At 70.0% G+C, this 26,890-nt stretch carries 29 protein-coding genes and 1 tRNA gene; 10 read left to right on the top strand and 20 right to left on the bottom strand.

The genetic code is table 11. The features are described from left to right. Nucleotide 1: 1 nt before the first annotated feature. From EV668_RS01270 to EV668_RS01285, 4 genes are all read right to left on the bottom strand, one after another. Nucleotides 2-904, bottom strand: coding sequence for a dihydrodipicolinate synthase family protein (locus EV668_RS01270; RefSeq protein ID WP_133768048.1), 903 nt, complete (start codon nucleotides 902-904; stop codon nucleotides 2-4). Nucleotides 905-981: 77 nt separating this feature from the next. Next, nucleotides 982-1,962, bottom strand: a complete 981-nt coding sequence (bioB, locus tag EV668_RS01275; protein WP_133768049.1) for a biotin synthase BioB — start codon at nucleotides 1,960-1,962, stop codon at nucleotides 982-984. Beyond that, nucleotides 1,959-2,525 (bottom strand): biotin transporter BioY, encoded by a 567-nt coding sequence (locus EV668_RS01280; protein ID WP_133768050.1) that lies wholly within the window; start codon nucleotides 2,523-2,525, stop codon nucleotides 1,959-1,961. Before EV668_RS01280 ends, bioB begins: the two co-directional genes overlap by 4 nt. A 122-nt stretch (nucleotides 2,526-2,647) precedes the next feature. Beyond that, a complete protein-coding gene (locus tag EV668_RS01285; protein ID WP_133768051.1) occupies nucleotides 2,648-3,271 on the bottom strand; it encodes a GntR family transcriptional regulator in 624 nt (207 codons plus the stop codon). Between the two features lie 114 nt (nucleotides 3,272-3,385). On the opposite strand from EV668_RS01285, the gene trhA reads away from it, so the two are divergent. Next, nucleotides 3,386-4,054: a PAQR family membrane homeostasis protein TrhA gene (trhA, locus tag EV668_RS01290; protein ID WP_133768052.1), complete on the top strand. Its 669-nt coding sequence runs from the start codon at nucleotides 3,386-3,388 to the stop codon at nucleotides 4,052-4,054. On the opposite strand, the gene EV668_RS01295 is transcribed toward trhA, so the two are convergent. The 9 genes from EV668_RS01295 to EV668_RS01335 form a co-directional block, all read right to left on the bottom strand. Next, on the bottom strand, nucleotides 4,018-4,638 hold the full coding sequence (locus EV668_RS01295; RefSeq protein ID WP_133768053.1) for a nucleotidyltransferase family protein: 621 nt from the start codon (nucleotides 4,636-4,638) through the stop codon (nucleotides 4,018-4,020). The genes trhA and EV668_RS01295 overlap by 37 nt on opposite strands. Beyond that, nucleotides 4,635-5,678, bottom strand: a complete 1,044-nt coding sequence (locus EV668_RS01300) for a molybdopterin-binding protein (protein WP_133768054.1) — start codon at nucleotides 5,676-5,678, stop codon at nucleotides 4,635-4,637. Before EV668_RS01300 ends, EV668_RS01295 begins: the two co-directional genes overlap by 4 nt. Beyond that, nucleotides 5,675-6,388, bottom strand: a complete 714-nt coding sequence (locus EV668_RS01305) for an XdhC family protein (protein ID WP_133768055.1) — start codon at nucleotides 6,386-6,388, stop codon at nucleotides 5,675-5,677. Before EV668_RS01305 ends, EV668_RS01300 begins: the two co-directional genes overlap by 4 nt. Nucleotides 6,389-6,422: 34 nt before the next feature. Next, the gene (locus EV668_RS01310; protein ID WP_133768056.1) at nucleotides 6,423-6,746 is read right to left on the bottom strand and encodes an XdhC family protein; all 324 of its coding nucleotides are present in this window, start codon (nucleotides 6,744-6,746) and stop codon (nucleotides 6,423-6,425) included. 62 nt (nucleotides 6,747-6,808) lie between these two features. Then, entirely contained in the window at nucleotides 6,809-7,132 is a 324-nt protein-coding gene (locus EV668_RS01315; protein ID WP_133768057.1) for a YnfA family protein, read from the bottom strand. Next, a complete protein-coding gene (locus EV668_RS01320) occupies nucleotides 7,129-8,325 on the bottom strand; it encodes a vWA domain-containing protein (protein WP_133768058.1) in 1,197 nt (398 codons plus the stop codon). The genes EV668_RS01315 and EV668_RS01320 overlap by 4 nt, the downstream gene beginning before the upstream one ends. Nucleotides 8,326-8,332: 7 nt before the next feature. Beyond that, complete coding sequence (locus tag EV668_RS01325) at nucleotides 8,333-8,731, bottom strand: nuclear transport factor 2 family protein (protein WP_133768059.1); 399 nt, start codon at nucleotides 8,729-8,731, stop codon at nucleotides 8,333-8,335. Nucleotides 8,732-8,866: 135 nt separating this feature from the next. Next, nucleotides 8,867-9,784: an AAA family ATPase gene (locus EV668_RS01330; RefSeq protein WP_133768060.1), complete on the bottom strand. Its 918-nt coding sequence runs from the start codon at nucleotides 9,782-9,784 to the stop codon at nucleotides 8,867-8,869. Nucleotides 9,785-9,890: 106 nt separating this feature from the next. Then, nucleotides 9,891-10,691: an FAD binding domain-containing protein gene (locus EV668_RS01335; protein WP_133768061.1), complete on the bottom strand. Its 801-nt coding sequence runs from the start codon at nucleotides 10,689-10,691 to the stop codon at nucleotides 9,891-9,893. A 200-nt stretch (nucleotides 10,692-10,891) separates the two neighbouring features. Between EV668_RS01335 and EV668_RS01340 the strand changes: the two genes are divergently transcribed. The 9 genes from EV668_RS01340 (at nucleotide 10,892) to EV668_RS01380 (ending at nucleotide 19,823) form a co-directional block, all read left to right on the top strand. Continuing rightward, a complete protein-coding gene (locus tag EV668_RS01340; RefSeq protein WP_133768062.1) occupies nucleotides 10,892-11,866 on the top strand; it encodes a Bug family tripartite tricarboxylate transporter substrate binding protein in 975 nt (324 codons plus the stop codon). A gap of 374 nt (nucleotides 11,867-12,240) precedes the next feature. After that, nucleotides 12,241-12,660 (top strand): PRC-barrel domain-containing protein, encoded by a 420-nt coding sequence (locus tag EV668_RS01345; RefSeq protein WP_133768063.1) that lies wholly within the window; start codon nucleotides 12,241-12,243, stop codon nucleotides 12,658-12,660. 102 nt (nucleotides 12,661-12,762) lie between these two features. Next, a tRNA-Glu gene (locus EV668_RS01350) sits at nucleotides 12,763-12,837 on the top strand. A 993-nt stretch (nucleotides 12,838-13,830) separates the two neighbouring features. After that, nucleotides 13,831-14,748, top strand: a complete 918-nt coding sequence (locus tag EV668_RS01355) for a metal ABC transporter substrate-binding protein (RefSeq protein ID WP_133768064.1) — start codon at nucleotides 13,831-13,833, stop codon at nucleotides 14,746-14,748. Continuing rightward, nucleotides 14,744-15,580 carry a metal ABC transporter ATP-binding protein gene (locus EV668_RS01360; protein WP_133769924.1) on the top strand — a complete coding sequence of 279 codons (837 nt, stop codon included), beginning with the start codon at nucleotides 14,744-14,746 and terminating at the stop codon, nucleotides 15,578-15,580. The genes EV668_RS01355 and EV668_RS01360 overlap by 5 nt, the downstream gene beginning before the upstream one ends. Nucleotides 15,581-15,583: 3 nt before the next feature. Further along, on the top strand, nucleotides 15,584-16,465 hold the full coding sequence (locus tag EV668_RS01365) for a metal ABC transporter permease (protein ID WP_133768065.1): 882 nt from the start codon (nucleotides 15,584-15,586) through the stop codon (nucleotides 16,463-16,465). 2 nt (nucleotides 16,466-16,467) lie between these two features. After that, on the top strand, nucleotides 16,468-17,313 hold the full coding sequence (locus EV668_RS01370) for a metal ABC transporter permease (protein ID WP_133768066.1): 846 nt from the start codon (nucleotides 16,468-16,470) through the stop codon (nucleotides 17,311-17,313). A 10-nt stretch (nucleotides 17,314-17,323) separates the two neighbouring features. After that, nucleotides 17,324-18,700, top strand: coding sequence for a CoA transferase (locus EV668_RS01375; RefSeq protein WP_133768067.1), 1,377 nt, complete (start codon nucleotides 17,324-17,326; stop codon nucleotides 18,698-18,700). Between the two features lie 88 nt (nucleotides 18,701-18,788). Then, nucleotides 18,789-19,823, top strand: coding sequence for an esterase-like activity of phytase family protein (locus EV668_RS01380; RefSeq protein ID WP_133768068.1), 1,035 nt, complete (start codon nucleotides 18,789-18,791; stop codon nucleotides 19,821-19,823). Nucleotides 19,824-19,834: 11 nt separating this feature from the next. Here EV668_RS01380 and lpdA read toward each other — a convergent pair whose 3' ends face one another. The 7 genes from lpdA to EV668_RS01415 form a co-directional block, all read right to left on the bottom strand. Continuing rightward, a complete protein-coding gene (lpdA, locus tag EV668_RS01385; RefSeq protein ID WP_133768069.1) occupies nucleotides 19,835-21,250 on the bottom strand; it encodes a dihydrolipoyl dehydrogenase in 1,416 nt (471 codons plus the stop codon). Beyond that, entirely contained in the window at nucleotides 21,250-22,551 is a 1,302-nt protein-coding gene (locus tag EV668_RS01390; protein ID WP_133768070.1) for a dihydrolipoamide acetyltransferase family protein, read from the bottom strand. Before EV668_RS01390 ends, lpdA begins: the two co-directional genes overlap by 1 nt. 1 nt (nucleotide 22,552) lies before the next feature. Next, nucleotides 22,553-23,566, bottom strand: a complete 1,014-nt coding sequence (locus EV668_RS01395; protein ID WP_133768071.1) for an alpha-ketoacid dehydrogenase subunit beta — start codon at nucleotides 23,564-23,566, stop codon at nucleotides 22,553-22,555. Between the two features lie 17 nt (nucleotides 23,567-23,583). Then, nucleotides 23,584-24,813 carry a thiamine pyrophosphate-dependent enzyme gene (locus EV668_RS01400; protein WP_133768072.1) on the bottom strand — a complete coding sequence of 410 codons (1,230 nt, stop codon included), beginning with the start codon at nucleotides 24,811-24,813 and terminating at the stop codon, nucleotides 23,584-23,586. Nucleotides 24,814-24,835: 22 nt separating this feature from the next. Then, complete coding sequence (locus EV668_RS01405; RefSeq protein ID WP_133768073.1) at nucleotides 24,836-25,081, bottom strand: hypothetical protein; 246 nt, start codon at nucleotides 25,079-25,081, stop codon at nucleotides 24,836-24,838. 151 nt (nucleotides 25,082-25,232) lie between these two features. Next, the gene (locus EV668_RS01410) at nucleotides 25,233-25,718 is read right to left on the bottom strand and encodes an Lrp/AsnC family transcriptional regulator (protein ID WP_133768074.1); all 486 of its coding nucleotides are present in this window, start codon (nucleotides 25,716-25,718) and stop codon (nucleotides 25,233-25,235) included. Nucleotides 25,719-25,874: 156 nt separating this feature from the next. Then, on the bottom strand, nucleotides 25,875-26,876 hold the full coding sequence (locus EV668_RS01415) for a LysR substrate-binding domain-containing protein (RefSeq protein WP_133768075.1): 1,002 nt from the start codon (nucleotides 26,874-26,876) through the stop codon (nucleotides 25,875-25,877). Nucleotides 26,877-26,890: the final 14 nt, after the last annotated feature.

A 26,890-nucleotide genomic window follows, 5' to 3' on the forward strand; every position in this document is an offset into this window, starting at 1 on the left:
ATCACTGCGCGAGGTCGGCCGGAAGGGCTTTCAGGGCCGCGGCGACGTCGTCCCGGGCCGATCCCGTCAGCGGCAGGATCGGACGGGGCGGCTCGGCGCGGCAGAGGCCGAGGAGGTCGGCGAGGGCATAGACGACGCGCAGGCTGGTGTGGCGGCGGAAGCACTCCCAGAGAGGCTCCAGCCCCGCATGGAGCCGGGCCGTCTCCGCCGTGTCGCCGGCCTGGGCGGCGCGGGTGATGGCGAGCGTCGCCTTCGGCAGCGTGCCGCCGACAACGCTGTACCAGGCCTTCGCGCCGGCCAGCAGGGCGTCCGGGGCGGCGATGTCGATGCTGCATCCGACCGAGAAGCCGGGCTGGACGGCTTCGCCGAGCGCGCGGAACTGCGCGGCCACCTCGTTCTTCGGCTTGGCGCCCGTTTTCACGCCGAGGATCCCGTCGACCCGGCTCAGCCGTCCGATCAGGGCGGGCGAGAACGTGAAATGCGTCGTGCCGGGATTGTCGTAGATGCAGAGCGGCAGGCCGCTCTCCGTCGCGACCGTCTCGAAATGCACGAACACCTCCTCGTCGAGGAGCGGCGTGTAGGAGACCGGCGCGAGGAGGCCCGCCGCGGCGCCCGCGGCCTTCGCGTCCTCGGCTAGGCGCAGAGCGTCGTCCGTGCGCAGGGCGCCGATCCCGACGACGATCGGCACGGCGCCGGCCGCCTCGTCCAGCGCGATCTCCAGCGCCCGGCGGCGCTGCTCGCGCGTGAGATAGGCATAGGTCCCGGTCGAGCCGAGAAGGCCGATGGAATCGACCCGCGCCGCAGCGAGCCGTGCGACGAGGCGCCGAAGCGCAGCCTCGTCGACCGTGCCGTGGCGATCGGCGGGCGTGATCGGGAAGGCGGACAGGCCGGACAGGGCGATCATCGTCGTCTCCAGACGGGGCGCGCCGGCTCACGGCAGGCGTGGGGTTCGTCCGTCTTATGTCCGATAGCATCTCCCGCTCACGCTGCCGAGGCGCAGGCGCGGTCCGGCTCGCCGATGGCGGCGAACAACGCCGCATCTTCGCCGATCCCGGCATTGGGCGTCGTCAGCAGCGTGTCGCCGTAGAAGACGGAGTTCGCGCCGGCCACGAGGCAGAGGATCTGCGCTTCGCGGTTCAGGGCGGACCGGCCGGCGGACAGCCGGACGGTCGAGGCCGGCAGGACGAGGCGCGCGGTCGCCACCATGCGGACCAGCTCGAGAGGATCGATGCGTGGCCGTCTGGCGAGGGGCGTGCCGGCGACCGGCACGAGCGCGTTGATCGGCACGCTTTCGGGATGCGGATCCATCCCCGAGAGGACGTGGAGCATCGAGGCCCGATCCCGGATCGTCTCGCCCATGCCGATGATCCCGCCGCAGCAGAGGTCGATGCCGAACGAGCGCACCGTCGCCAGCGTCTCCAGCCGGTCCTCGTAGGTCCGGGTCGTGATGATCCGGCCGTAGAATTCGGGGCTGGTGTCGAGATTGTGGTTGTAGGCCGTGAGGCCTGCCGCCGCGAGACGCTCGGCCTGATGCGGCTTCAGCATGCCGAGCGTGACGCAGGCCTCCATGCCGAGGGCGCGCACGCCCGCGACCATTTCGATGACGGCATCGAACTCGCGCCCGTCGCGCACCTGGCGCCAGGCCGCTCCCATGCAGAAGCGCTCGGCGCCGGCCGCCTTCGCGGTCGCGGCCATGGCGATCACCTTGCCGGGCTCCATCAGCCTGTCGCGGGTCAGGTCCACCTCCCGGTGGTGGGCCGATTGCGGGCAATAGGCGCAGTTCTCGGGGCAGCCGCCGGTCTTGATCGAGAGGAGGCTCGCCTTCTGGACCCTGTTCGGGTCGTGGTGCCGGCGATGGGCCGCATTGGCCCGCCCGACGAGTTCGAGCAGCGGCAGATCGTGCAGGGCGACGATCGCCTCGATCGTCCAGTCGTGCCGGATCGCTCCGTCCGGCCGGTTCATCGCGCTCCCCCGCGCAGCGAGGCCGGAAGCACCAGGCCGGCGAGTGCCACGACGCCGATCTTGACGAGATCGCCGAGAAGGAAGGGCAGGATGCCGACCGCGAGGAGGCGATCGGCCGGAACGAAGAGCGCGAGCCAGGCCAGGCCGAGGCCGTAGATCGGAACGAGGCCCGCGAGCATCGCGCCGAGCCGGCCGACGAGGCCTCGTCCGCTCGCGAGGAGACCGACCAGCCAGGAGGCCGCGAGGTATCCGGCGAGATAGCCGCCGGTCGGCCCGGCCATGTAGGCGAGGCCGATGCCGCGCTCCGGCGAGCCCGAGAAGACGGGCAGGCCCACCGCCCCCGCCGCCAGATAGGCGAGGAAGATCGAGACCGCGAGCCGTGGGCCGAACGCCACCGCGAACGCCATGACCGCCAGGGTGTGGAGCGTCATCGGCACGGGCCAGAACGGGATCTGGACCTTGGCGGCGATCGTCATCAGGGCCGCGCCGCCGACGACGATCGATGCGGCCTTGAAAGCGGCCGTGACGGGATGGTCCCCGAGCCGCGCGGCGAGATTGCTCATGTTTCAGCCTCTGTCGACAAATTATAGATAAAATAGCGAATCTATCGCTAGATGAGTCCATAGAACGTCGACGGTGGCAAGGCCGGAGCGGGCCGCCCCTGGCTCGAGAGCCGGGCGGGGCGCTACTTCCTGCCCTTGTGGCCGGGCCACTGGACGTGCCGGGCCAGCACCGAGGCGGCCATCTCGCCGTCGCCCGCGCGCAAGGCGGCGAGGATCGCCTTGTGGTCGCGATCGGTCGGAGCCTCCCATTCCGCTCGCCAGCCCGAGAAGAGGAAGCGCGCGCTGGCCGTATGGAGGTCGTCGATGGTCTTCAGCAGGCGAGGCATCCCGCACGGCGTGAGGATCAGGCGGTGGAAGGTCCGGTTCGTGTCCTCCCACGATTCCACGTCCTTCGCGCGCTCGCCGGCGCGATTGACCTCCTCGGCCTCGTCGAGGACCGCCTTGGTCAGGTGAGGCACGGCGTTGCGCAGCGCGAGCACCTCCAGGGCGGCGCGCATCTCGGCCACCTCCCGGATCTCGTCGAGGCTGAACCCGGCGACGCGCACGCCCCGTCTCGGCTCGCTGATCGCGAGGCCCTGCGCTTCCAGCCGCCGGAACGCCTCGCGGACGGGCACGTGGCTCGCGCCGAACTCCGCGGCGACGTGATCCTGGCGCAGCCGGGTTCCCGGCGCGATCGTGCCGGCGATGATGCGCTCCGCCAGCGCCCTGCTGATCCGCGCGGCGATCGTTTCGTCTTTGCTCGTCATGTTTTATAGATAATTTGACGCGGCCGGGCTGTCGAGAATGGTTTTTGTCCCGAGGGGTCGACTTGGCACGGACGTCGCCTAAGCTTGGCCGTCCTTTCGTGGGAGGGAGGGCCGATGTTCGATGCCGATGGCCGTCCCCTTCACGTCGCCTGGCGCTACAGCCGCGCGGAACTGATCGCCGATGGCGTGGTTCACGCTGTCGGTCTCGTGCTCGCGCTCGGCGGGGCGGCGGTCCTGATCGCGCTCGCGGCGTTGCGGCTTCCTGCCGGCGAGATCGCGGCGGTCGTCGTCTATGCGGCCGGTCTCGTCATGCTGCTCGCCGTGTCGGCCGCCTACAACATGTGGCCGATCTCGCCGACGAAATGGCGGTTGCGCCGCGTCGACCACGCCTCGATCTTCATCCTGATCGCGGCGACCTACACGCCCTTCATGACCCGCGTGCCCTCGGAGGGCATGGCGCTCGCCGTCTTCGTCGGCGTCTGGGTGGTCGCGATCGGCGGCGCGGCGCTGAAGCTGGCCTTGCCGGGCCGGTTCGACCGGGCCGCCATCGCCGCCTATCTGCTCCTCGGCTTCAGCGGCGTGCTCGCCTGGGAGACGGTGGCGAAGGCGCTCTCGACCCCGACCCTGGTCCTCATGGTCGTCGGCGGACTGACCTACGCCGCCGGCATCGTCTTCCACGTCTGGCACGGCCTGCGGTTCCAGAACGCCGTCTGGCACGGCTTCGTCCTGGTCGCGAGCGCGGCCTTCTATTCGGCGGTCCTGGTCGGCGTCGTGCTCGCCTGAGCCTCGGCGAGGTCCGCCAGATCCTGCGGCGTATCCGCGTCCCGGGCGACCGCCGGGTCCCCGAGTTCGATCTCGACGACGTCTGGGATGCCGCGCAGCAGCTTCGCGGCGCCCGTATCGCCCGACAGGCCGGCAATGGCGGGCGCGAGCGCCATCGAGAGGATCGTCGGGTTCCCGCGCACCCCTTCGAAGGTCGGGACGAGCGCGGCGGGGCGGCCGGACGAGCGCCAGGCCTTGATCAGCCAATCGACCAGCGCGGTTCCGATCTGCGGCATGTCGCCGAGCAGGATCGCGGCCGCCTCGGCCTCCTCCGGCAGAGCCGCGAAGCCGGCCTTCAGGGAGGTCGACAGACCGTCGCGATAATCGCGGTTCTCGACGATCACCACATCGAGGCCCGCGAGCGCGGACGAGACCGCCTCCGCCTCGTGGCCGACCACGACGATGACGGGTGCGGCCTCGCTCTCGAGAGCCGCCTCGGCCGCCCGGCAGACGAGCGGCTTGCCCTCGAAGGCGGCGAGCATCTTCGGCGTCGCACCGAAGCGGGTGCCGCGCCCGGCGGCGAGCACGATGGCCGCGACGCTCATCGCTCGTCCTCCTCGTCCGGGTCCGTCGTCTCATCCGGCGCGCCGCCGGCGCGCGGCTGCCCGCGCGAGACGGTCTCCATGAGGAGGCCGCCGACGCCCATCGCCGTGATGTCGCGCCGCGTCACCGGCAGGCCTGCGAGGAGGCGAGTCAGCACCCAATCGAAGCCGTTTTCCTTCGGCGAGCGCGCGCAGCCGGGCGCGCCGAGGACGGGCTTGCCGCGCAACTCGCCGACCAGAAGCAGGTTGCCCGGGTCGACCGGCATGCCGAAATGCTCGATCCGCCCACCCGCGGCCTCGATCGCCGCCGGGATCACGTCCCGGCGGTCGGCGATGGCCGAGGCACCGAAGACGACGAGCAACTCGACCTCGTCGATCCGCGACAGGAGTTCCTCGCGCAAGTCATCGGTCGCATGGGCGCAGGCCGAGGCCGCGACGAGTCCCGCCCCCGCCGGCGCCAGGCGCTCCCCGAACACCCTGAGCGTCTTCTCGACGATGCCGATCTTGAAGCCGGGTGTCAGCGTCGAGATCGCGCCGACCCGGCGCAGGCGGTACGGCGCGATCTCGAGCGGCCGGCCGGAATGGGCCACGCCGATCGCCTGGCCGAGGAGCCGGCTCTCGATGCCGTAGGGGATGATCTTCACCGTGCCGATCATCTCGCCTTCGACGACCGGCTTGAAGGTCGGAAGGGTCGCGACGGTGATGGCCTCGTCGATCGCGTTGATGCCGTCGACCGTTCGGGAATCGACGAGCAGGATACCGGGCCGCTCGGCGAAGAGGTTCGACCGCCCGGTGAAGGGCGGCTCGACCCGGACGCCCATCCCGGCGAGGGTCACGGCGAGGCCGCCGGCGGCGGCATCCTCGCTCACGTCTCCATGATCGAGCCGCGCGGCGACGACCGTCTCGATCCCGGCGGCGCGGAGCGCGGAGGCGAGTTCGGCGGAGATCGGCTGCCCCTTGCGCAAGGCGACGCTCTCCGCCCTCACGCTATGGGCGGCGATGGCACCGATCGCCTCGCCGACGGGGATCACGCCGAATTTCACGAGGCCGGCCGGGTCTGAGGCGCGCGCCGCCGGTCGCGGCGCTGCTCGGCGACGATCTCGGCGAGGATCGAGACCGCGATCTCAGCCGGCGTCACCGCACCGATATCGAGGCCGATCGGCGCATGGATGCGTGCGATGGCCTCCGCGCCGATCCCGGCCGCTTCCAGCCTTTCGATGCGTTTCGCATGGGTCCGGCGCGAGCCGAGCGCGCCGATGTAGAAGCACTCGGCCTGGAGCGCCGGGAGGAGCGCCTGGTCGTCGATCTTGGGATCATGGGTCAGGCAGGCGAGGGCGGTATAGCGGTCGAAGCCGCCGAGCTTCGGCAGCGCGTCCTGCGGCCATTCCGCGATGACCGGCACGTCGGGGAAGCGATCGGGCGTCGCGAAGGCGGTGCGCGGATCGACGATCGTCGCGTCGAGGCCGAGTTCGCGCGCCATCGGAGCGAGGGCCTGGCTGACATGGACCGCGCCGATCACGATCAGCTTCACGGGGGGAAGATGGACGTTCAGGAAGAGCGCGCCGTCGTCGCGCTCGACCGTGCCGCTCCGGCCCGTCCGCAGGCGCTCGAGCAGCTCGTCGGACATGGGTTCGGCCTCGGCCTCGGTCTCGCGCACGAGGCGCTGGCGCCCGTTCGCAAGCTCGGTGACGAGGATCGCGGCGCGCCGCGCCTCGCGCTCTGCGTTGAGCGCGGAGAGGAGGGAGAGGTCCATCTAGGCGGCCGCCCGTCGATCGGATGTCATCGTCTCAGCCCAGCTTCTCGACATAGACCTTGATCCGCCCTCCGCAGGAGAGGCCGGCGCGCCAGGCCGTCTCGTCCGCGACGCCGAATTCCAGCATGCGCGGCTTGCCGTCCTCGATCGCATCGGCCGCTTCGGTCAGCACGTCGCCCTCGACGCAGCCGCCCGAGACCGAGCCGAGGAAATTGCCGTCGTGGTCGATCACGAGATGGCTGCCGACCGGACGGGGCGCCGAGCCCCAGGTCTCGATCACGGTCGCGAGCGCAACGCCGCGCCCCTCGCGCCGCCAGCCTTCGGCGGCTTTCAGGATGTCGCTGTCGGTGGAAAGCATGCGAAGCCTCCTTGTCGGCCTTCTAAGATAGATGCCGGGCGAGGTCGAAGCGAGGCTCGCGTTCACCCGCCCCGTGGGCCGAAGAGGATGATCGCCGCGCCGGCGAGAGAGACGGCGGCGCCGGTCAGGTCCCAGCGGTCGGGCCGGAAGCCCTCGGCGAGCCACATCCAGACCAGGGACATGACGATGTAGATGCCGCCATAGGTCGCGTAGACGCGGCCCGCGGCAGGGGCGTCGACGAGCGTCAGCAGCCAGGCGAAGGCGAGGAGGCTCGCGAAGCCGGGCAGAAGCCACCAGCTTGGGGCGCCGAGCCGCAGGACGGCCCAGACCGCGAAGCAGCCGGCGATCTCGGCGAGCGCTGCGGTGGCGAAGACGAGAGGGGTCACGAGGCAGCCTTGAGCCAGCGGGCCGGATCGGCCGAGGACGGGGCGGAGGGTGCAAGAGCCCGTACCAGATCCTCCATCGAGGCGAGGGAGTGGATCGGGCGGAACTCGTCGACATGCGGCAGCATGGCCCGGATGCCCGCCGCCCGCGCCTCGAAGGCGCCGAATCGCAGCAGCGGGTTCAGCCAGACAAGGCGGCGGCAGGAGCGGTGCAGCCGGTCCATCTCGAAGGCGAGGTCGGAATCGACCTCGCGTTCGAGCCCGTCGGTGAACAGCAGCACGACGGCGCCCTGGCCGAGCACGCGCCGTGACCAGAGCCGGTTGAAGTCGCGGAGGGCGGAGGCGATGCGCGTGCCGCCTTCCCAGTCCTTCACGCGCGAGGCCGCGCGGGCGAGGGCGTCGTCGGGGTCGCGCTGGGCGAGTTCGCGCGAGATGTTGGTGAGGCGCGTCGCGAAGACGAAGCTGTGCACGCGTCGCCTCTTCTCGGCGAGGGCATGCAGGAAATGCAGGAAGAGCCGCGAATACTCCGCCATCGAGCCCGAGATGTCGACGATGGCGACGAGCGGCGGCGGACGTTCGCGCCGCGAGCGGAATTCGACGTCGATCGTCGCCCCGCCATTCCGCAGGGAGCCCCGCAGGCTGCGGCGGAGGTCGACGAGGCGGCCGCGCGGATCGGGACGAAGCCGGCGCGTCGGGCGGGCATCGTCCGGCAGAGCGAGATCGGCGATGATCCGGCGGGCGCGGGCGATCTCGGCGGCGTTCATCTGGGCGAAGTCGCGCTCCTTGAGGACGTCCCGGTCGGAGGTGGTGAGGCGGGCCGAGATCTCGCGCTCGATCACCTCCTCCTCGCGCTTCGGCTGGTCGGGGCGGAACGCCTCCAGCACGCGCGACTCGCCGGGCTTCGGCTTCTCCTTGGCCTTCTCGCCCGGCGCGACGGGGGACATCTCGGCCAGCAGCTTCTCGACGAAGCCGCGCCGTCGCCAGAAGATGCGGAAGGCCGCATCGAAGACCTGGCTCTGCTCGTGGCGCGTGACGAAGACGCTGTGGAGCGTCCAGTAGAGGTCCTCGCGGCGCCCGATCCCGGCCGCCTCGACCGCGACGACGGCGTCCATCACCGCGCCGGGCCCGAGCGGCAGCCCGGCCGCGCGCAGGGCGCGGCCGAACAGGGCGACGTTGTCGGCGAGGTGTCCGCTCACGAGGCCCCTATGCCGCGTTGGCGGCGGCGGCGGCTTCTTCGACCCGCGCCGTGAAAATCTTCTGCACGACGACCCAGCGCCCGTCGATCTTGAGCAGGCTCAGGTAATCCGTGAAGTAGCGCGGCGGGATCTGACACTTGACCTTAACGAAGGCCGAGGTCGCGGAAGATTGGTCGATCGAGAGGATCTCGTCTGCGCGCGCGAGGCTCTTCGATTGCGGCGAGGGCCGCTTGCGGACGGCGTCGAGCCAGGCGTCGCGCGGCAGGATCTGCACCTGGCCCTCATGCTCGGAGGTCAGGGCGCTGGTCGGATGGAAGACGAAGGCGAGCTTGTCCGCGTCACCCTCGTAGAGTCCGTCGAGATAGGTCTGGATCGCCTCTTCGATCGCCTTGCGGTCTTCTGCCATGGTCTCCTCCTTGGGTTGAACGCGACTTTCCTCATCCTGAGGTGGCTGCGGAGCAGTCGTGCGTGCTTCGAGGCTCGCCGACGGCGAGCGCCTCAGCATGAGGAGGTTGAGGGAATGATCAACCTCCCCTGCACCTCACCCCATGGTCAACTCGGCCCGAACGCCGTCCAGGACCTTCTTCGTCTCCGAGCCGGCCATCCGGGCGATGTCGTCCTGGTATTTCAGGAGCACGCCGAGGGTGTCGCCGACGAGGGCCGGGTCGAGCGCGACCGCGTCGAGCTCGACGAGGGCCTGGGCCCAGTCCAGGGTTTCCGCGACGCCGGGCGCCTTGAACAGCTCCTTCTCGCGGATCGCCTGCACGAAGCCGACCACCTCCCGCGCCAGCCGCTCGTTCGCGCCCGGCACGCGCCGGGAGAGGATCGCGAGCTCGCGTCCCGCGTCCGGATAGCCGACCCAATGGTAGAGGCAGCGGCGCTTGAGCGCGTCGTGGATCTCGCGCGTGCGGTTCGAGGTCACGATGACGATCGGGGGCGCCTCGGCCCGGATCGTGCCGAATTCGGGCACCGTCACCTGGAAGTCGGACAGGATCTCGAGGAGGAAGGCCTCGAAGGCCTCGTCCGTGCGGTCGAGCTCGTCGATGAGGAGGATCGGCGGGCCGCCCTCCTGCTGTTGGAGAGCCTCCAGCAGCGGCCGCCGCACGAGGTAGCGCTCGGAGAAGAGGTCGGATTCGAGCGCGTCGCGGTCGACCGTGCCGCCCGCCTCGGCGAGCCGGATCGCCATCATCTGGCCGGCATAGTTCCACTCGTAGACGGCCGAGGCGATGTCGAGCCCCTCGTAGCATTGCAGCCGGATGAGCTTGCGTCCGAGCGCCCGCGAGAGGACCTTGGCGATCTCCGTCTTGCCGACGCCCGCCTCGCCTTCCAGAAAGAGCGGGCGGCCGAGCTTCAGCGACAGGAAGAGCACGGTCGAGAGCGCACGGTCCGAGACGTAGCCTGCCCGCTCGAGCAGGGCCTGCGTCTCGTCGATCGAAGCGGGGAGGGAGGTGACGCTCATGCGCGAGCGGTCACAGATTGCGCCGCCGGATGCAAGCCAGCGCGTCTCGCGGTCGTCATCCTGGCGTGCCGCGCACCGAGCCGCGCCAGCGGCCTCGGCTGCGTCGCTACTTAGCCCCCGCGACGGCCCGCCTCGCCATCACCCCGACGAGGTGGGCGCGGTAGTCCTGGTCGGCATGGATGTCCGAGGCCATGTCGTCCGGGGGAACGCTCAGGCCCTCCAGCGCCTTGGCCGAGAAGTCGGAGGCGAGCGCCGCCTCGAACGCGCTCGCCCGGAAGACGCCGTCGGCGCCCGCGCCGATGACCGACACGCGCGTCTCGCCCGAGGCCGTCTGCGCCACGCAAACGGCACAGAGCGCATAGCGAGAGGCGGGATTGCGGAACTTCGAATAGCCCATCCGCTTCGGGATCGGGAACTCGACGGCCGTCACGATCTCGCCCTCCTCGAGCGCCGTCGTGAAGAGGCCCTGGAAATAGTCGTCGGCGGCGATGCGCCGCCTGTCGGTCACGACGGTCGCGCCGAGCGCCATGGCCGCGGCCGCATAATCGGCGGAGGGATCGTTATTGGCGAGCGAGCCGCCGATCGTGCCGCGATGACGGACGGCCGGATCGCCGATCGTGCCGACCATCTCGGCGAGGACGGGGATCGCCTGCTTCACCACATCCGAGTTGGCGACCTCGTGATGGCGCGAGAGAGCGCCGATGATCAGCGTGTCGCCTTCGAGCTTGATGCCCCGCAATTCGGCGAGCCCGTTGAGATCCACCAGTGCCGCGGGGCCGGTCAGGCGCAGCTTCATCGCGGGAATGAGCGTATGGCCGCCCGAGAGCGCCTTGCCCTCCGGGTTGTCGGCCAACATGGCGACGGCCTCGGTCAGGCTCGCCGGCCTGAGATAGTCGAACGCGTACATCGCATCTCTCCGATTGCGGCGACCGTCGCGCCAGCCCGTCCGCGGCAGGATGGCATGCCGGAGGCCGCCCCTCCAAGCGCTTTTCGAACCGTTCCGAACTGCGCCCGCCTCCGACCATCGTCGTCTTTGCGGATGACGCCCTGTCCGCTAGGCCGATGAGAAGGAAAGCCGCCGTTCGAGCGGCGAAACGGGAGGATCGAATGATCGCAAAGGCGATGCGAGCCGTCGTGCTCGCTGGTATGGGGGCGGCTCTGGCAGCCGGGGGCGCAAGGGCGGATAGCTGGCCGACCCGGCCGGTCACGCTCATCGTCCCCTTCGCGGCAGGCGGCGGAACGGACGCCTTCGCGCGGCCGATCGCCCAGCAACTGGACATGCAGCTCGGCCAGCGCGTCATCGTCGAGAACCGGGCCGGGGCAGGGGGCACGGCCGGAGCGGCCGCCGCTGCGCGCGCCGAGCCGGACGGATACACCTTCTTCGTCGGCGCGACGCATCATGCCATCGCGCCCGCCATCTATCCGAAGCTGACCTACGACATCGAGAAGGACTTCATTCCCGTCGCCCTGATCTCGCGCCCGCCTCATGCCGTCGTCATTCACCCGAAGACGCCTGCGAATACCCTGGCCGAGCTGATCGCCTATGCGAAGGCCAATCCCGACAAGCTGACCTACAGCCACGCCGGTGTCGGCACGACGCATCATCTGGCCGGCGAATTGTTCAAGCTCCTGACGGGCACGAAGATCCGGCCCGTGCCTTATCGCGGCGCCGGCCCGGCCATGGTCGACCTCGTCGCCGGCCAGGTGAACATGGCCTTCGACGGCCTCGGCAGTTCTGCACCGCAGGTCTCGGGCGGCACGATCAAGGCCCTCGCCGTGACGTCGCCCGAGCGCGTTCCGGCATTCCCCGACGTGCCGACCGCCGAACAGGCCGGAGTGAAGAACTTCGAGGTGGCGACCTGGTATGCGCTCTTCGCCGTGAAGGGCACGCCCCAGCCCGTCGTCGATCGCATGATCAAGGAAGTGCGTGCGGCGCTCGCGACCGACTCGATCAAGCAGCAATGGGCCAAGAACGGCTCGGACGTCCCGGACGTCACCGGGAAGGAGTTCGGCACCCTGGTCTCCTCCGAGGTCAAGCGCTGGAGCAAGGTCGTGTCGGAGGCCGGCATCAAGATGGAATAGCCGTCGCGCACAGCCCGGGTTAGCGAGGTGTGAAAAGCGCCATGCGTCTGGCGCATGGCTCACTGCGCCGCAGCATCATTGTTGCGTCGCAGCATGAGGGCCATATTCCGTTCGTCTGAGAGCTGGATCGGCATGCCGCCAGGCGGATGCCTGGCAGATCCGGCCATGAGGAGACGAACATGTCGTTCATCCGTTTCGTGCGGGACGTGATCAGCGAGACCCGCGCATTGCAGCGCTCCCTCGCTTCGACCTCGCGCGAGATCAACCCGTAAGGCGTGCGTCGCGGCCGGCCTTCCAGCCGGCCGGCAAGGCTCCGTCGAACCTTGGTCCGCTCCCGCCGTTGACCCGCATGACGCGGTGAGATGGGGTGAGCGATGCCGACGAAACTGCCGAACGAACGGGATCTCGAGCCGGCCGGCGGGATGCAACTCGACCCGTCCGGCGATGGGATCGAGCTCGACGAGAGCCGGCGGCTCATCGCATCCAGCAAGGTCGAAGGCACGGCCGTCTTCGATCCGAAGGGCGAGCAGCTCGGGACGGTCATGAACTTCATGGTCGACAAGGTGACGGGTCAGGTCGCCTATGTCGTGATGGCCTTCGGCGGGTTCCTCGGCCTCGGCGAGAGCCATCATCCGCTGCCATGGCGGGCGCTCCGCTACGATGTGCAGCTCGGCGGCTACGTCGTCGATATCGACCGCGACAGGCTCGTCGCCTCGCCCCATCATCGCGCGGAAGAGGACGCGTTCGCCGATGCGGGCTACGGCAAGGCGGTGGACGCCTATTACCGCTGGTGAACCCCGCGGTACGCCGAACCCGCGGGAAAAATATCGCAGCGCGCTTGTTCGCGGCGCGCGGAACCCCTATAGCAGCCCGCCACGGGCGCAGCGCGCCCCGATGCGGCCTTCGTCTATCGGTTAGGACACCAGCCTTTCACGCTGGGAAGACGGGTTCGATTCCCGTAGGCCGCGCCACCGCCGTTTCTCTACCGAACATCGAGAAGGATCAGCTGCTTCGGCTTGAGCCGTGCGTCTGAGATGGCCTCGATGTCCCGCACAGACGGCCGACGGCCATTCATGCGATGGGTCGATGACTGTGGGTCGGGTCCGCCGCCATCCGGGTCGTGCGCGGCGCCCTCTTTTGCAGGCGCTGCTATCATCCGCCGATGGCAGACCCGACGATGGTGTTCCTTTTCCGATCCTCCGGCTTTCACCCATCCGGTGACGCGTTCGTGGCCGCCGCATGCTCGGGGCTCGTCGTCTCGGTGTTCGGCGGTGGAGGGCTGCAGGGGGAGGGCGGTCTCGTCGCGGCCTTCGGAGGGGCTGCCTTCTTCCGCAACGATGAGACAGGAGAGGGCTTCCTGGGCGTATGGGGGCGGCGCAACGCCTCTCGCTTCCGGCGTCTCGTCCGCGAGGCCAGCCCTCGCGTCACCGTGATCCGTCAGCCGCCACCGGCACGGCTGGTATGGTTGAGCTCCGGTCGCCCAGGATGAAACCGGAGCGAGGTGCCGGCCCCTCGGTCCTCCTTCCAGGTCTGCCCAGGCCAAGCGCGCAGCCGGCGAAAGGGACGTAGGCAAGAACCGTAAGGGCGCATCACGGCCGGCATTGCTGCTCGAGCAGGAACGGGACCTTGGCCGCGCAGGCAGCCGTCTGCCTCTTCACGATACTGGATACGCTCCGCGCCAGACTCGGGCAGGTCGCGTCCGCTGTGCCTGCGGCCGCCGAGGTCCGGCATCGCTTCGATGGCCGGAGACTCCGATGATGTAGCTCCGATTCCCGAAGACCCTCAGAGCCTCGTCTGGCTTGGTGCTGAGGTGTTAGCCTCTGCCTGTGACGGGAGAGCCCGGCACCGTCCGCCGGGCGGGGGGCTGTCGAGGCCTCAGGCGGACAAGGGCCCCCGTCGCGGTTCTTTTCTTCTTGCAATTAAGTCGCAAGTGCTGATAGCTCGTCACGTCACGGGAGATCGGGATGCTGAAGCGTTGGACGGGAACGGGAGCGGCGCGGATTGCCGCCGCCCTCATGGGTATCGTCGTGTCGATCGGGGCCGCTCATGCGGAGACGAAGCCGAAACGCGTCGTCACGACCTTCACGGTCATCCAGGATATCGCCCAGAACGTCGCGGGCGACCGGGCGATCGTGGAATCGATCACCAAGCCCGGCGCCGAGATTCACGGCTACGATCCCACCCCGCTCGACATCGTGAAGGCGCAGAGCGCCGATCTCGTGCTCTGGAACGGGCTCGGGCTCGAGCGCTGGTTCGAGAAGTTCTTCGGGTCGGTGAAGGACGTGCCGAGCGCGATCCTGACCGAGGGGATCGAGCCGATCGCGATCGCCGAGGGGCCCTATGGCGCCAAGCCCAATCCGCATGCCTGGATGTCGCCCGCCAACGCGCTCGTCTATGTCGAGAACATCCGCAAGGCCCTGTCGAAGGTGGATCCCGCCAATGCCGACGCCTATGCCGCGAATGCCGCCCGCTATTCCGCCGAGCTCAAGGCGCTCGATGCGCCGATCCGCGACCGGCTCGCCCAGGTTCCGGCCGACCGGCGCACGCTCGTGACCTGCGAGGGCGCCTTCTCCTATCTCGCCAAGGGCTATGGCCTGTCCGAGCTGTATCTCTGGGCGGTGAACAGCGACGAGCAGGGCTCGCCGCAGCAGATCCGCAAGGTCGTCGATGCGGTTCGCAAGGCGAAGGTGCCGGCCGTGTTCTGCGAATCGACGGTCAGCGACAAGGCGATGCGTCAGGTGGCGCGCGAGACCAAGGCCAAGTTCGGCGGCGTGCTCTATGTCGACTCGCTCACCGTGGAAAGCGGGCCGGCGCCGACCTATCTGAAGCTGCTCCAGGCCAATGCCGACACCATCGTGAAGGGCTTCCAGCTTGGCAATTGATGCTGCGGCGCGTCTCGGCCCGGCCCCCTCGATCGAGGTCCACGACCTCTCCGTCGCCTATCCGGACGGCCATGTCGCGCTGTCCGAGGTGACGCTGCGGCTGGATGCGGGCCGCATCTGCGGCCTCGTCGGGCCGAACGGCTCGGGCAAGTCGACCCTGTTCAAGGCCATCATGGGCTTCGTGCGGCCGGTTCGCGGCGAGGTCCGGATCGGCGGGCAGGATGTGCGCGCGGCGCAGAAGGCGAACGCCGTCGCCTATGTGCCCCAATCCGAGGAGGTGGACTGGACCTTCCCGGTCTCGGTCCGCGACGTCGTGATGATGGGCCGGCAAGGACGGATGGGCTTTCTGCGCCGTCCCTCGCCGGCGGACCGGGCCGTCGTCGGGCAGAGCCTCGACCGGGTCGGGATGGCGGCCTTCGGCGAGCGCCAGATCGGAGAGCTCTCGGGCGGCCAGAGAAAGCGCGTCTTCCTCGCGCGCGCGCTCGCCCAGGAGGCGGGCATCATCCTCCTCGACGAGCCCTTCACCGGCGTCGACCAGACGACGGAGGAGGAGATCATCGGCCTCCTGCGGGGGCTGCGCGAGGCGGGGCACCTGCTCCTCGTCTCGACCCACGACCTCGCCGCGGTGCCGGATTTCTGTGACGATGTCGTGCTGCTGAGCGGGACGGTGATCGCGGCCGGCCCGACGGCGGACGCCTTCACGCCCGCGAATCTCGCGCGTGCCTTCGGCCGCCCGCCGCCCGGCCTCGCCTCGCTCGCCGCGCCGAAGGACGTCCCCGGCACGCTGCGCGAGGTCCCGCGATCGGCGCGTCTCGCCGAAACGGCCTGCTGACGCATGTTCGAGGCCGCGCTCGATCCGTTCGCCTACGAGTACATGCGCAACGCCATGCTCGGCGCAGGCACCGTCGGTGCGCTCTGTGCGCTCCTGTCCTGCTTCGTCGTCCTGAAGGGCTGGTCGCTGCTCGGCGACGCGCTGTCGCATGCCGTCGTGCCGGGCGTCGCGGTGGCCGCGATCTTCGGCCTTCCGCTCGTCGCCGGAGCGGCCGTCGCCGCCGTGCTCGCGGTCGCGGGCATCGCCTTCGTCGAGAGGGGCACGAGCCTCAAGAACGATGCCGTGCTCGGGGTCGTCTTCACCACCTTCTTCGCCGCCGGCCTGCTTCTCGTGTCGCTGTATCCGACGCATCTGCGGATCACGACCATCATGTTCGGCAACCTGCTCGGCATCGCCGATTCCGATCTCTGGCAGGTCTATGGCGTCGGCCTCCTCTGCCTCGTCGTCATCGGCACGATGTGGCGCGACCTTCTCGCCTACGCCTTCGATCCGCTCCATGCCCGCTCGATCGGGCTGAACACCCGCGTCCTGCACGCGCTGCTGCTGGGGCTCCTCTCGCTCGCCTGCGTGACCGCGCTCCAGACGGTCGGCGCGCTGCTCGTCGTGGCGATGCTGATCGCGCCCGGCGCGACGGCCTATCTGCTGACGGATCGGTTCGGCTGCATGCTGGTGATCGCGCCGCTGATCGGCGGGGTCGGAGCGGTCGCCGGCGCCTATGCCAGCTTCTTCCTGGACGGCGCGGTCGGCGGCTGCATCGTGCTGCTCCAGACGGCCACCTTCCTCCTCGCCTGGCTGTTCGCGCCGAAGCACGGCCTCCTGAACCGTCTCGGCTTCCGCCGGCCGGCGGGGGCAGGGAAAAGGGCAGCGGCGAGGGCCGGAGCCTGACCATGGGGCCTCTCGAACTCCTGATCGAACCCCTTCGCCACGGCTTCATGGTCCAGGCGATGCTGGTCGGCGCCTTCGTCTGTGCGGTCTGCGCGGCGCTCTCCTGTTTCGTGGTGCTGAAGGGCTGGTCGCTCGTCGGCGACGCTCTGGCCCATGCCGTCCTGCCGGGGATCGTCCTCGCCGCGCTGGCGGGGCTGCCGATGGCGCTCGGCGCCATCGCGAGCGGCATCCTCTGCGTCCAGGCGGCCGGATTCGTGTCCGCCACTTCGCGCGTCAAGCCGGATGCCGTGCTCGGCATCCTGTTCACGGGTTTCCTCGCGCTCGGGATCGTCCTCGTGACGGCCTTTCCGGGCGATGTCGACTTCACGCATATCCTGTTCGGCAACCTGCTCGGGATCACGACCGCCGATCTCGTCCAGACCCTGGTCCTCGGCACGCTGGCGCTCGGGGTCGTGCTCGTCATGCGGCGCGACTTCGTGCTGTTCTGCTTCGATCCGGTCCAGGCGCGGGTGAACGGGCTCTCGCCGCGCTGGCTGGAGCAACTCCTGCTCCTTCTCGTCGCCGCGACGGCGGTGGCCTCGCTCCAGGCGGTGGGCCTCGCGCTCGTTCTCGCGATGCTGATCACGCCCGGCTGCGTCGGCCTCCTTCTCGCGCGGCGGTTCGACGCCGTGCTCGCGGTCGCGATGGGCTCGGCCGTGCTCTCGGCGGTGGTCGGGACCCTCGCGAGCTTCCATCTCGATGGCGCCACGGGCCCGTGCATCGTGCTCGCCCAGGCCATCCAGTTCGTCGCGGCCTTCCTCTTCGCGCCGCGCCGGGGGATACTGAGGCGGAAGACGGTCGCGGCATGAACGGAGCGCCATGAGCGAACCACCGGCGGCGAGGCTGGCCCTCGCATCGATCTGGGCGGCGCTCGGCGGCCCGGCCGGGCATGCGGAGCGGGTGTCCTTCCGGGGCGATGGTGCTCTTCCCTCGTGGTTCGCAGTGAGCGACCTCGCTGCCGCATCGACCGCCTCCGCCGGCCTCGCCGCCGCCGAGCTGCTATCCGTCCACGACGGACGGCCGCGTCGTGTGGAGGTGGATCGTCGCCTCTCATCGCTGTGGTTCGGGCGCGCCATCGAGCCGCGCGGCTGGGAGATGGCGGCGCCCTGGGACGCCATCGCCGGCGATTACGAAGCGGCCGACGGCTGGATCAAGCTGCATACCAACGCGCCGCATCATCGGGCGGCCGCGCTCGCGGTTTTGGGCGCACCGGGCGAGAAGGAGGCCGTCGCGGGGGCCGTGCGGCGCTGGTCCGCGGACGATCTCGAAACCGCGATCGTCGCGCGCGGCGGTGCGGCGGGGCGCATGCGCGCCGAGGCCGACTGGGCTCGCCATCCCCAGGGCGCGGCAGTCGCGGCGGAGCCCCTGGTCCATCACGGCGAGGGCGAGCCTGGTTCGGCCTTCGGCTGGCAGCCCGCCGCCGACAGGCCGCTTCGCGGCCTTCGCGTTCTCGACATGACGCGGGTCCTCGCAGGGCCCGTCGCGACGCGCTTCCTCGCGGGCCTCGGCGCGGAGGTGCTGCGGATCGATCCGCCGGATTGGGACGAGCCGGGGGTCGTTCCGGACGTCTGTCTCGGCAAGAGATGCGCGCGTCTCGACCTGCGCGATCCGGAGGCCCGGCGCCTCTGGGAAGGCCTGCTGGCCGGCGCGGACATCCTCGTTCACGGCTACCGCCCCGGCGCGCTCGACGGATTCGGGCTGGGAGAGGAGCGCAGGCGCGCGCTGCGCCCCGGCCTGATCGAGGTCTCGCTCGACGCCTATGGCTGGACCGGCCCGTGGCGTGGGCGTCGCGGTTTCGACAGCCTCGTCCAGATGAGCTGCGGGATCGCCGACACGGGCATGCGCCGGGCGGGGGCGGACCGTCCCGTGCCGCTCCCGGTCCAGGCGCTCGACCACGCGACCGGCTACATCATGGCGGCGGCGGCCATCCGCGGCGTGACCCGGCGCCTCGCGACTGGGGCCGGGTCCTCGACCCGTGCCTCGCTCGCCCGGACGGCCACCCTCCTGGCCTCCCTGACCGCCGCGCCGCAGGAGCCGCTGGCGCCGCCCGGACCGCCCGACTTCAGCGAGGCGATCGAGGACACGTCCTGGGGGCCGGCGCGCCGGCTGCGCCCCGCCTGCCTCGTCGACGGCGCTCCGCTGCGCTGGGATCTGCCGGCGAGCGCGCTCGGAAGCGCCGGGGCGAGCTGGACGTAAGTCGGCGGCCGGCGCCCCTCTGTCCGGGCGTGGACATCGCGGCGCGGCCGGGCCATCAGGGCCCTCCCTCATCGCCCCGCCGGACCGCATGCGCCCGACACGACGCCATCTGCTTCGCCTCGGCCTCGGAGGAGCGGCTCTTGCCGGAGCGGGCTACTGCTGGTGGCAGCATCGCCGCGCCGGCTCGGACGTCGCCGTCCGGCTGGATATCGGCGCGACGCCCATCTCCGCTTTCGATCCGGCAAACCCGTCCGAGCGGAGGTTCGGCGCGCTGACTTTCCGCTCGGGGCTCGATGTTCGCTCGTCGACCAGCGGCTTCGGCGGCCTGTCGGCCCTCTGGCGTGATCCGGGCGGATCGAGGCTCGTCTCCGTCACCGACCGGGGCCAATGGTTCACGGCGGCGATCCGTTACGAGGGCGGCGCGCTGGCGGGGCTCGACGACGCGCGCCTGTCGCCCGTCCTCGGGCAGGATGGCGCTCCGCTTCGTGGCACGGGAGCGCATGATTGCGAGGCGCTCGCGATCGTGGACGGCGTCGCCTTCGTCGGCATCGAGCGGGTGCACCAGGTGCTGCGCTTCGACTGGGCGGGAGCGGGCACCTCGGCGCGTGGACGCCCCATCGCGCTGCCGCCGGAGATCGCGATGCAGCCCGCGAACAAGGGGATCGAGGCGCTCGCCGTCGCGCCGTCCGGCCACCCGCTGGCGGGCGCCCTCCTGGCCTTCGCGGAGGCGGCTGCGTCCGGGGAAGAGGATCCGTCGCCGGGCTGGGTCCTGACCGGGAAGAACCGGTTTTCGTTCCGCGTCGGCCGAAGCGGTGTGTTCAACGTCACCGATGCGGCGTTCCTGCCCTCCGGGGAGCTTCTCCTGCTGGAGCGCAGTTTCTCCCCGCTCGCCGGCGTGGGCTGCCGCATCCGCCGCATTCCCCGCGATGCGATCAGGCCGGACGCCGTCCTCGACGGGGAGGTTCTGCTCGAGGTCGACCGCCGATACGCGATCGACAACATGGAGGGGATCGCCATCACCCGGGACCGGACGACGGGCGAGACCGTCCTGACCCTGATCTCGGACGACAACTTCAACCCGCTCCAGCGAACCCTGCTGCTGGAATTCGCGCTGTCGGCCTGAGCGTCCGGCGCTCAGGCGTGGATGGCGTGGCCGAGCGCGGCAAGGGCAGCTTCGTGGAACGCCTCGCCGAGGGTCGGGTGAGCCTGGATCGTGGCCGCGACGTCGTCGAGCACCGCGCCCATCTCGATGGCGGTGACGAAGGCCGCCGACAGTTCCGAGATATGGGTGCCGACCGCCTGCACGCCGATGACGCGGTGATCGGCCGCGTTCGCGAGGATGCGGACGAAGCCGCCGTCCCGGCCGCCTTCCAATGTCAGCGCCCGTCCATTCGCCGCGAAGGGGAAGCGCCCGACCTTGGTCTTCAGCCCGCGCGCGGCGGCTTCGGCGGGCGATAGCCCGACGCTCACGATCTCGGGCTCCGTGAAACAGATCGCAGGAATCGCGGCGGGCGCGAAGCGGCGGCGACGGCCGGCGATCACCTCGGCCACCATCTCGCCCTGGGCCGAGGCCTTGTGGGCGAGCAGCGGCTCGCCGACGAGGTCGCCGATGGCATAGACGCCGGTCATCGAGGTGCGGCAGGTCTCGTCCACCCTGACGAAGGGGCCATCCCGGTCGATCGGAAGCCCATCGAGCCCCCAGCCGCCGATGCGCGGGCGGCGCCCGGCCGCGACGAGGACGAGATCGGCGGTAAGCTCCTCCACGCTGCCGTCCCCGCGAGCCAGAGCCAGCGTGACCCCCTCTTCCGTCTCCCGAAATCCCGATGCCTTGGTGCCGAGATGCAGCGTCACGCCGGCCGCCTCCAGCCAGCGGGCGACCGGGGCCGCGAGTTCGGCATCGAAGCCCGGCAGGATCGTATCGGCGGCCTCGATCACCGTGACCTGCGTGCCGAGCCTGGCGAAGACGGTGCCGAGTTCGAGCCCGATATAGCCGGCGCCGACGACGGCGAGGCGTCGCGGCCGCTCCCGGAGCGACAGGATCTCCGTCGAGGACAGGATCTTCGGCCCGAACGGCAGGCTCGGCAGGGCGGCGGGTTCCGACCCCGTCGCCAGCACGACCGATCCGGCTCGCACGGTCGTCGTCGAGCCGTCCGCCTCAGCGACCTCGCAGGTCTTGCCGTCCCGCATCGTGCCCCAGCCCCGGATCACGCGCACCTTGGCGCGTTTCAGGAGGGCGGTGACGCCGCCGCTCAGCCGGTCGACGATGCCGTCCTTCCAGAGCATGGTCGCGGCGAGGTCGATCGTCGGCGGCCCCGACAGGCCGATGCCGAGCGCGGGCTCGCGGGCGGCATGCTCCATCCCGGCGAATTTGGCCGCCACATGGATCAGGGCCTTCGAGGGGATGCAGCCCCGCAGGAGGCAGGTCCCGCCGGGACGGTCGGCCTCGACGAGGATCGTGTCGAGCCCGAGCTGCCCGGCGCGGATGGCGGCGACGTAGCCGCCGGGGCCGCCGCCGAGCACCAGGACGTCGGCGCGGATCTCCTCGCTCATCATTCGCCCTCCGCGAAGAGCAGGGCCGGTTGTTCCAGCAGGACCCGGAGGCGCTGGACGAATTCGGCCGCGTCCCATCCGTCCACGACGCGATGGTCGAAGGAGGAGGAGAGGTTCATCATCTTGCGGATGGCGATGGCGCCGCCGCGCACGACGGGCCGCTCGACGATCTTGTTGACGCCGACGATGGCGACCTCCGGCCGGTTGATGACGGGCGTCGTCGCGAGGCCCCCGAGCGCCCCGAGGCTCGTGATGGTGATCGTCGAGCCGCCGAGTTCGGTGGGAGTGGCGCTGCCCTCGCGGGCGGCTCCGGCGAGCCGCGCGATCTCCGCGGCGCTCTCGCGCAGGGTCAGGCTCTCGGCGTGCCGGAGGACCGGAACGACGAGGCCGCCCTTCGTCTGGGTCGCGATGCCGACATGGACGCCGGCGTGGTGGGTGACGATCCCGGCCTCGTCGTCGAAGCGCGCATTGATCTGCGGCCAGCCGGGCAGGGCGACGGCGAGCGCACGGACCAGGAAGGGCAGGAGGGTCAGGCGGGCGGCACCGGGCTGCGCTTCGGCGTTCAGCGCGACGCGCAGGTCTTCCAGCGCCGTGACATCGATCTCCTCGATATAGGAGAAATGCGGGATCTGGCGCTTCGCCGCCTGCATCCGCTCGGCGATCACGCGGCGCAGCCCGACGACCTTGACCTCCTCGACCCCGGTGCGGGGCGCGCGGCGGCTCGTCCCGCGAGCGGATGATGGACCGCCCTGCGCGTCGCGATAGGCCTCGACATCCTCGCGCGTGATGCGGCCGGCCGGCCCGGTTCCAGGAACGAACTGGAGCTCGATGCCGAGTTCCCAGGCGAGGCGGCGCACGGCCGGGGAGGCGATCGGCTTCTCGCCGAAGGATCGCGAAGAGGCGCCCGACGGGGCGGCGGGCCGGGCTGCGACGGGCTGGCGAGGGGCGGAGGCCGGCTCCGCGATCGGGGCCGGTCGGGGAGGCGCCGGCACAGCCGGAACGGCCGCGGGTGCGGCCTCTTCGGGATCGGCCCGCGTCTCGGATTCTTGGACCGCCTCGGCATCGGTCTCGATCACGGCCAGCGCCGATCCGACCGCCCGGCGTTCGCCGACCTCGCCGTGCAGCTCGACGATCCGGCCGCCGACCGGCGCGGGCAGCTCCATCGTGGCCTTGTCCGTCATCACGTCGGCGATGGGCTGGTCTTCCTCGACCACGTCGCCGACCTTGACCATCCAGCCGGTGATCTCGACCTCGGCCGTGCCCTCGCCGACATCCGGAAGCTTGAAGGTGTAGCGTGCCATCTCAAGCCTCCAGCACGCGGCGCAGGGCGGCCCCGACGCGCTTCGGACCGGGGAAGTAATCCCATTCGAGCGCGTGCGGATAAGGCGTGTCCCAGCCGGTCACGCGCTCGATCGGCGCCTCGAGGTGGTAGAAGCAATGCTCCTGCACGAGCGCGATGAGTTCGCCGCCGAAGCCGCCGGTCCGCGTCGCCTCGTGGACCACGACGCAGCGGCCGGTCTTCTTCACGGAGGCGACGATCGTGTCGATGTCGAGCGGCAGGATCGTGCGTAGGTCGATGACCTCGGCGTCGATCCCTTCCTCCTCCGCCGAGGCGAGCGCGACATGGACCATCGTGCCGTAGGCGATGACGGTGACGGCCGAGCCCTCGCGCGCGATGGCGGCCTGGCCGAGGGGAATGGAATAATAGCCCTCCGGCACCTCGCTCGCCGCGTGCTGCGACCACGGCTTGACCGGACGGTCGTGGAAGCCGTCGAAGGGGCCGTTATAGAGGCGCTTCGGCTCGAAGAAGATCACGGGGTCGTCGTCCTCCACGGCCGCGATCAAGAGGCCCTTGGCGTCGTAGGGGTTGGACGGGATCACCGTCTTCAGCCCGCAGACATGGGCGAAGAGGGCCTCGGGGCTCTGGCTGTGCGTCTGGCCACCGAAGATGCCGCCGCCCGTCGGGGCGCGAACGACGATGGGGGCGGTGAATTCGCCGCCGGACCGATAGCGCAGGCGGGCCGCCTCCGAGATCAGCTGGTCGGTCGCCGGATAGATGTAGTCGGCGAACTGGATTTCGGCGATCGGCCGCAGCCCGTAGGCGCCCATCCCGACGGCGGTCGCGAGGATGCCGGCTTCGGCGATCGGGGTGTCGAAGACGCGCGAGACGCCGTGCTTCTTCTGCAGCCCGTCCGTGCAGCGGAAGACGCCGCCGAAATAGCCGACATCCTGGCCGAACACGACGATGTCGGGGTCTTTCGTCAGCAGGACGTCCATGGCCGAGTTGAGGGCCTGGATCATGGTCATCGACGGCATGTCAGTATCCCAACTGGTCAGTATCCGAGTTCTTGGCGCTGCCGGCGGAGGTGCCAGGGCATCTCCTTGAAGACGTCGTCGAACATCGTGGCGGGGCTGACGGACGGGCCGTCCGTCAGGGTGCCGTAGCTCTCGGCCTCGCGAAGCGCGGCGCGGACCTCCTCCGAGGTCTCGGTAATGAAGGCCTCGTGTTGCGCCTCCGACCAGTGCCCGCTGACGGTCAGGTGGCCGCGCAGCCTGTCGACGGGATCGCCGAGCGGCCAGTGCTCGGGCTCGTCCGCCGGGCGGTAGCGGGTCGGATCGTCGCTCGTCGAATGGGCGGCCTGGCGATAGGTGAAATGCTCGATCAGCGTCGGCCCGAGCCCGGCGCGGGCGCGCTCGGCCGCCCAGGCGGTGACGGCATGGACGGCGAGAAGGTCGTTGCCGTCGACCCGGATCGAGGGGATGCCGAAGCCGATGCCGCGCGAGGCGAAGGTCGCCTTCTCGCCGCCGGCGATGCCCTGGAAGGACGAGATCGCCCACTGGTTGTTGACGACGTTCAGGATGACGGGCGCGTTGTAGACCGCTGCGAAGGTTAGGGCGTGGTGGAAGTCGCCTTCGGCCGTCGCGCCCTCGCCGATCCAGGCTGCCGCGATCCGGCTGTCCTTCTTGTAGGCGGCCGCCATGGCCCAGCCGACGGCCTGGCTGAACTGCGTGCCGAGATTGCCGGAGATCGAGAAGAACCCGGCCTCCTTGCTCGAATAGAAGACCGGAAGCTGCCGTCCCTTCATGCGGTCGCGGGAATTCGACAGGACCTGGCACATCATGTCGACGAGCGGCCAGCCCCGCGTGATCAGGAGGCCCTGCTGGCGATAGGTCGGGAACAGCATGTCGTCCGGCCGGAGCGCGAGCGCCGCGCCGACCGCCACCGCCTCCTCGCCGGTGCATTTCATGTAGAACGAGGTCTTGCCCTGGCGCTGGGCCCGCATCATGCGGTCGTCATAGGCGCGCGTCGTCAGCATCGATTTCAGGCCGCCGCGGAGCCTGTCCGGGTCGAGCTTCGGATCCCAGCTGCCCACCGCCTCGCCCTGCTCGTTGAGCACCCGCACGAGGCCCCTCGCGAGGGGCTCGGCCTGGCCGGCCGAGATGTCGATGGCGGGGCGATCGAGCAATCCGGCCGGGGGCGGCCGCATGTCCGAGAAATCGTGGCTCGCCCCGGGGCGATGCTTCGGCTCGGGGATGTGAAGGGAGGGTGAGGTCGAGGGCATGGGCCGGGTCCTCCGTCTCGCGCTATGCCGCAGCCGCGACCGAGTTCAACGCGTCAGATCGCAGAACGGTCACGCCGATGATCCCGCCGAGCCTGTTCCGGACGAGGAGGCTGCGCTCGTCGTCTGCTTCCATGGCCAGGACGGCCCGAAAGCGGGTGCCGGCCGGCGTCACGTCGAGGCCGAGGATGCGGCATTCCGACAGGCGAAGAACCTGCAGGATGCGGGTCAGTCCGTCGAAGGCGTCGACGAGTTCGAGCTCGATATGCATGGCGATCCTCCCACGGCGATCATAGGAGGAGGCTCGCAGCGTTTCTTGCCGAACTTTGCTGGCGATTCCTCCTAAGGCAGGAGATCGTTCCGCGTCAATGCGGATATGCGGGAAATTCTGCGGCCTTAACGATCGGCTGCAGAGGCGCGGCTCACACCGCGACCGACACCTCGCGCTTCAGGCAGCGCAGCGCGAAGAGCGAGCGGCTCTGACGGATGCCGGGGATGCGATAGAGCCTCTCGCGCAGGAAGCGCTCGTAGCCGCTGGTGCCGTCGACGGCGACCTTGATGAGGTAGTCGTAATCGCCGGTCACGAGATAGGCTTCGAGCACCTCCGGCATCCCGGCCAGCGCCTCGCCGAAGCGGCTTAGCAGGTCCTCGTCGTGGTGCATCAGCGAGACCTCGATCAGGATCGTGTCCGGGAGTCCGACCTTGGTCTGGTTCACGAGGGCCGCGTAGCCTTCGATGATGCCGCTCTCCTCGAGGCGCTTCACGCGCGCCCAGCACGGGCTCGACGAAAGGCCGACGCGATGGCCGAGCTCCGCCGCCGTCAGCCGGCCGTCCCGACGCAACTCGTTGAGGATGCGCCGGTCGATCGCGTCCAGAGACCGCTCTCGATGATCCGTGCCACGACTCATGCATCCCATGTCCTGCTGTCGGGGCGACGATAGCGGAGCCGGCCTGCTTTGTCGGCAGGGGAGGGGCATCGCTCATCCCTGCGGCTGGGCCCGAGGCTCATGGCTGGCCGCCAGATCGGCGGCGGGCCGGCCAAGCCCGGCCCCGCATGGACCTCGTCACCCGGCCTTCTGCGTCGTCCCGAGCCAGTTCTTGACCTCGGCAGCCTTGGCCTCGGCAGCCTTGGCCCGATCCGGGGACAGGCCGATCGGTTCCAGTCCCGGCTCCATGTGCTCGCTCATGCGGGTCTGGATATGAGCTGCGAGGGCCGATTTCACCGCCTCCGCGGCCTCGCCCAAGGCAGCGTCGCCGGACCACAGCACCGAGGCGGTCAGGAAGAGAGGAGGCTCGATCAGGAGTGGCGGCGCGAGGCCGACGCTGTTCTCGAAAGCCGTACCGCGCGGCAACACGGTGCCCCCGAGCCCCTGCTGGACGAGCGACAGGATGGAACTCAACTGGTCCCCTTCGCTGACGATGTTCGGCGTCCCGTGCATTGCCGCGAACCGACGTTCGAGGAGGGAACGCAGGATGTTCGGAGCGGTGGGCATCACCAGGGGAAGCTCCGTCAGGCGCTGGATCGAAAGCGGCCCTGCGGCCTGCGCTCCGGCGGTCCCGGTGATGAAGTACAGTCGCTGGCGGAACAGCGGCGTCCGGGCATAGCCCGCGACCAGTTCATCCTCGAAGAGCAGCGCCAGATCGAGGGCGTGGTCGGCGATGCTTCGCTTGAGCGTTTCGCTGTCGGATATGTGGAACCTGATCATGACCTTCGGGAGCCGGTCCCGGCATGACTGGATGAACGGCCCTCCGATCGTCGCCGCGAGCGTGGAGGACATGCCGAGCTTCACGACCCCCTGGGGATCTCCCTCCGTCGAGCGCACGATGCCGGGCAGCTGCTCGACCTGCTTGAGGATTGCGACCGCTTCCCGATAGAGCCTGTCGCCCGCCGCGGTGGGGGCGATGCCCCGCGCGTGACGCAGCAGCAGAGCGACGCCGAGCTCGTCTTCGAGTTCCGAGATCTGCTGGCTGAGCGCGGGCTGAGCCACATGGACGATCGCCGCAGCACGCGAAAAGCTGCCTGCATCGACAATGCTCACGAAGTACCGCAGATGGCGCAACTGCACGTCGCTCCCCCTCT

The sequence above is a fragment of the Enterovirga rhinocerotis genome (assembly GCF_004363955.1).
GTDB lineage: Bacteria > Pseudomonadota > Alphaproteobacteria > Rhizobiales > Beijerinckiaceae > Enterovirga > Enterovirga rhinocerotis.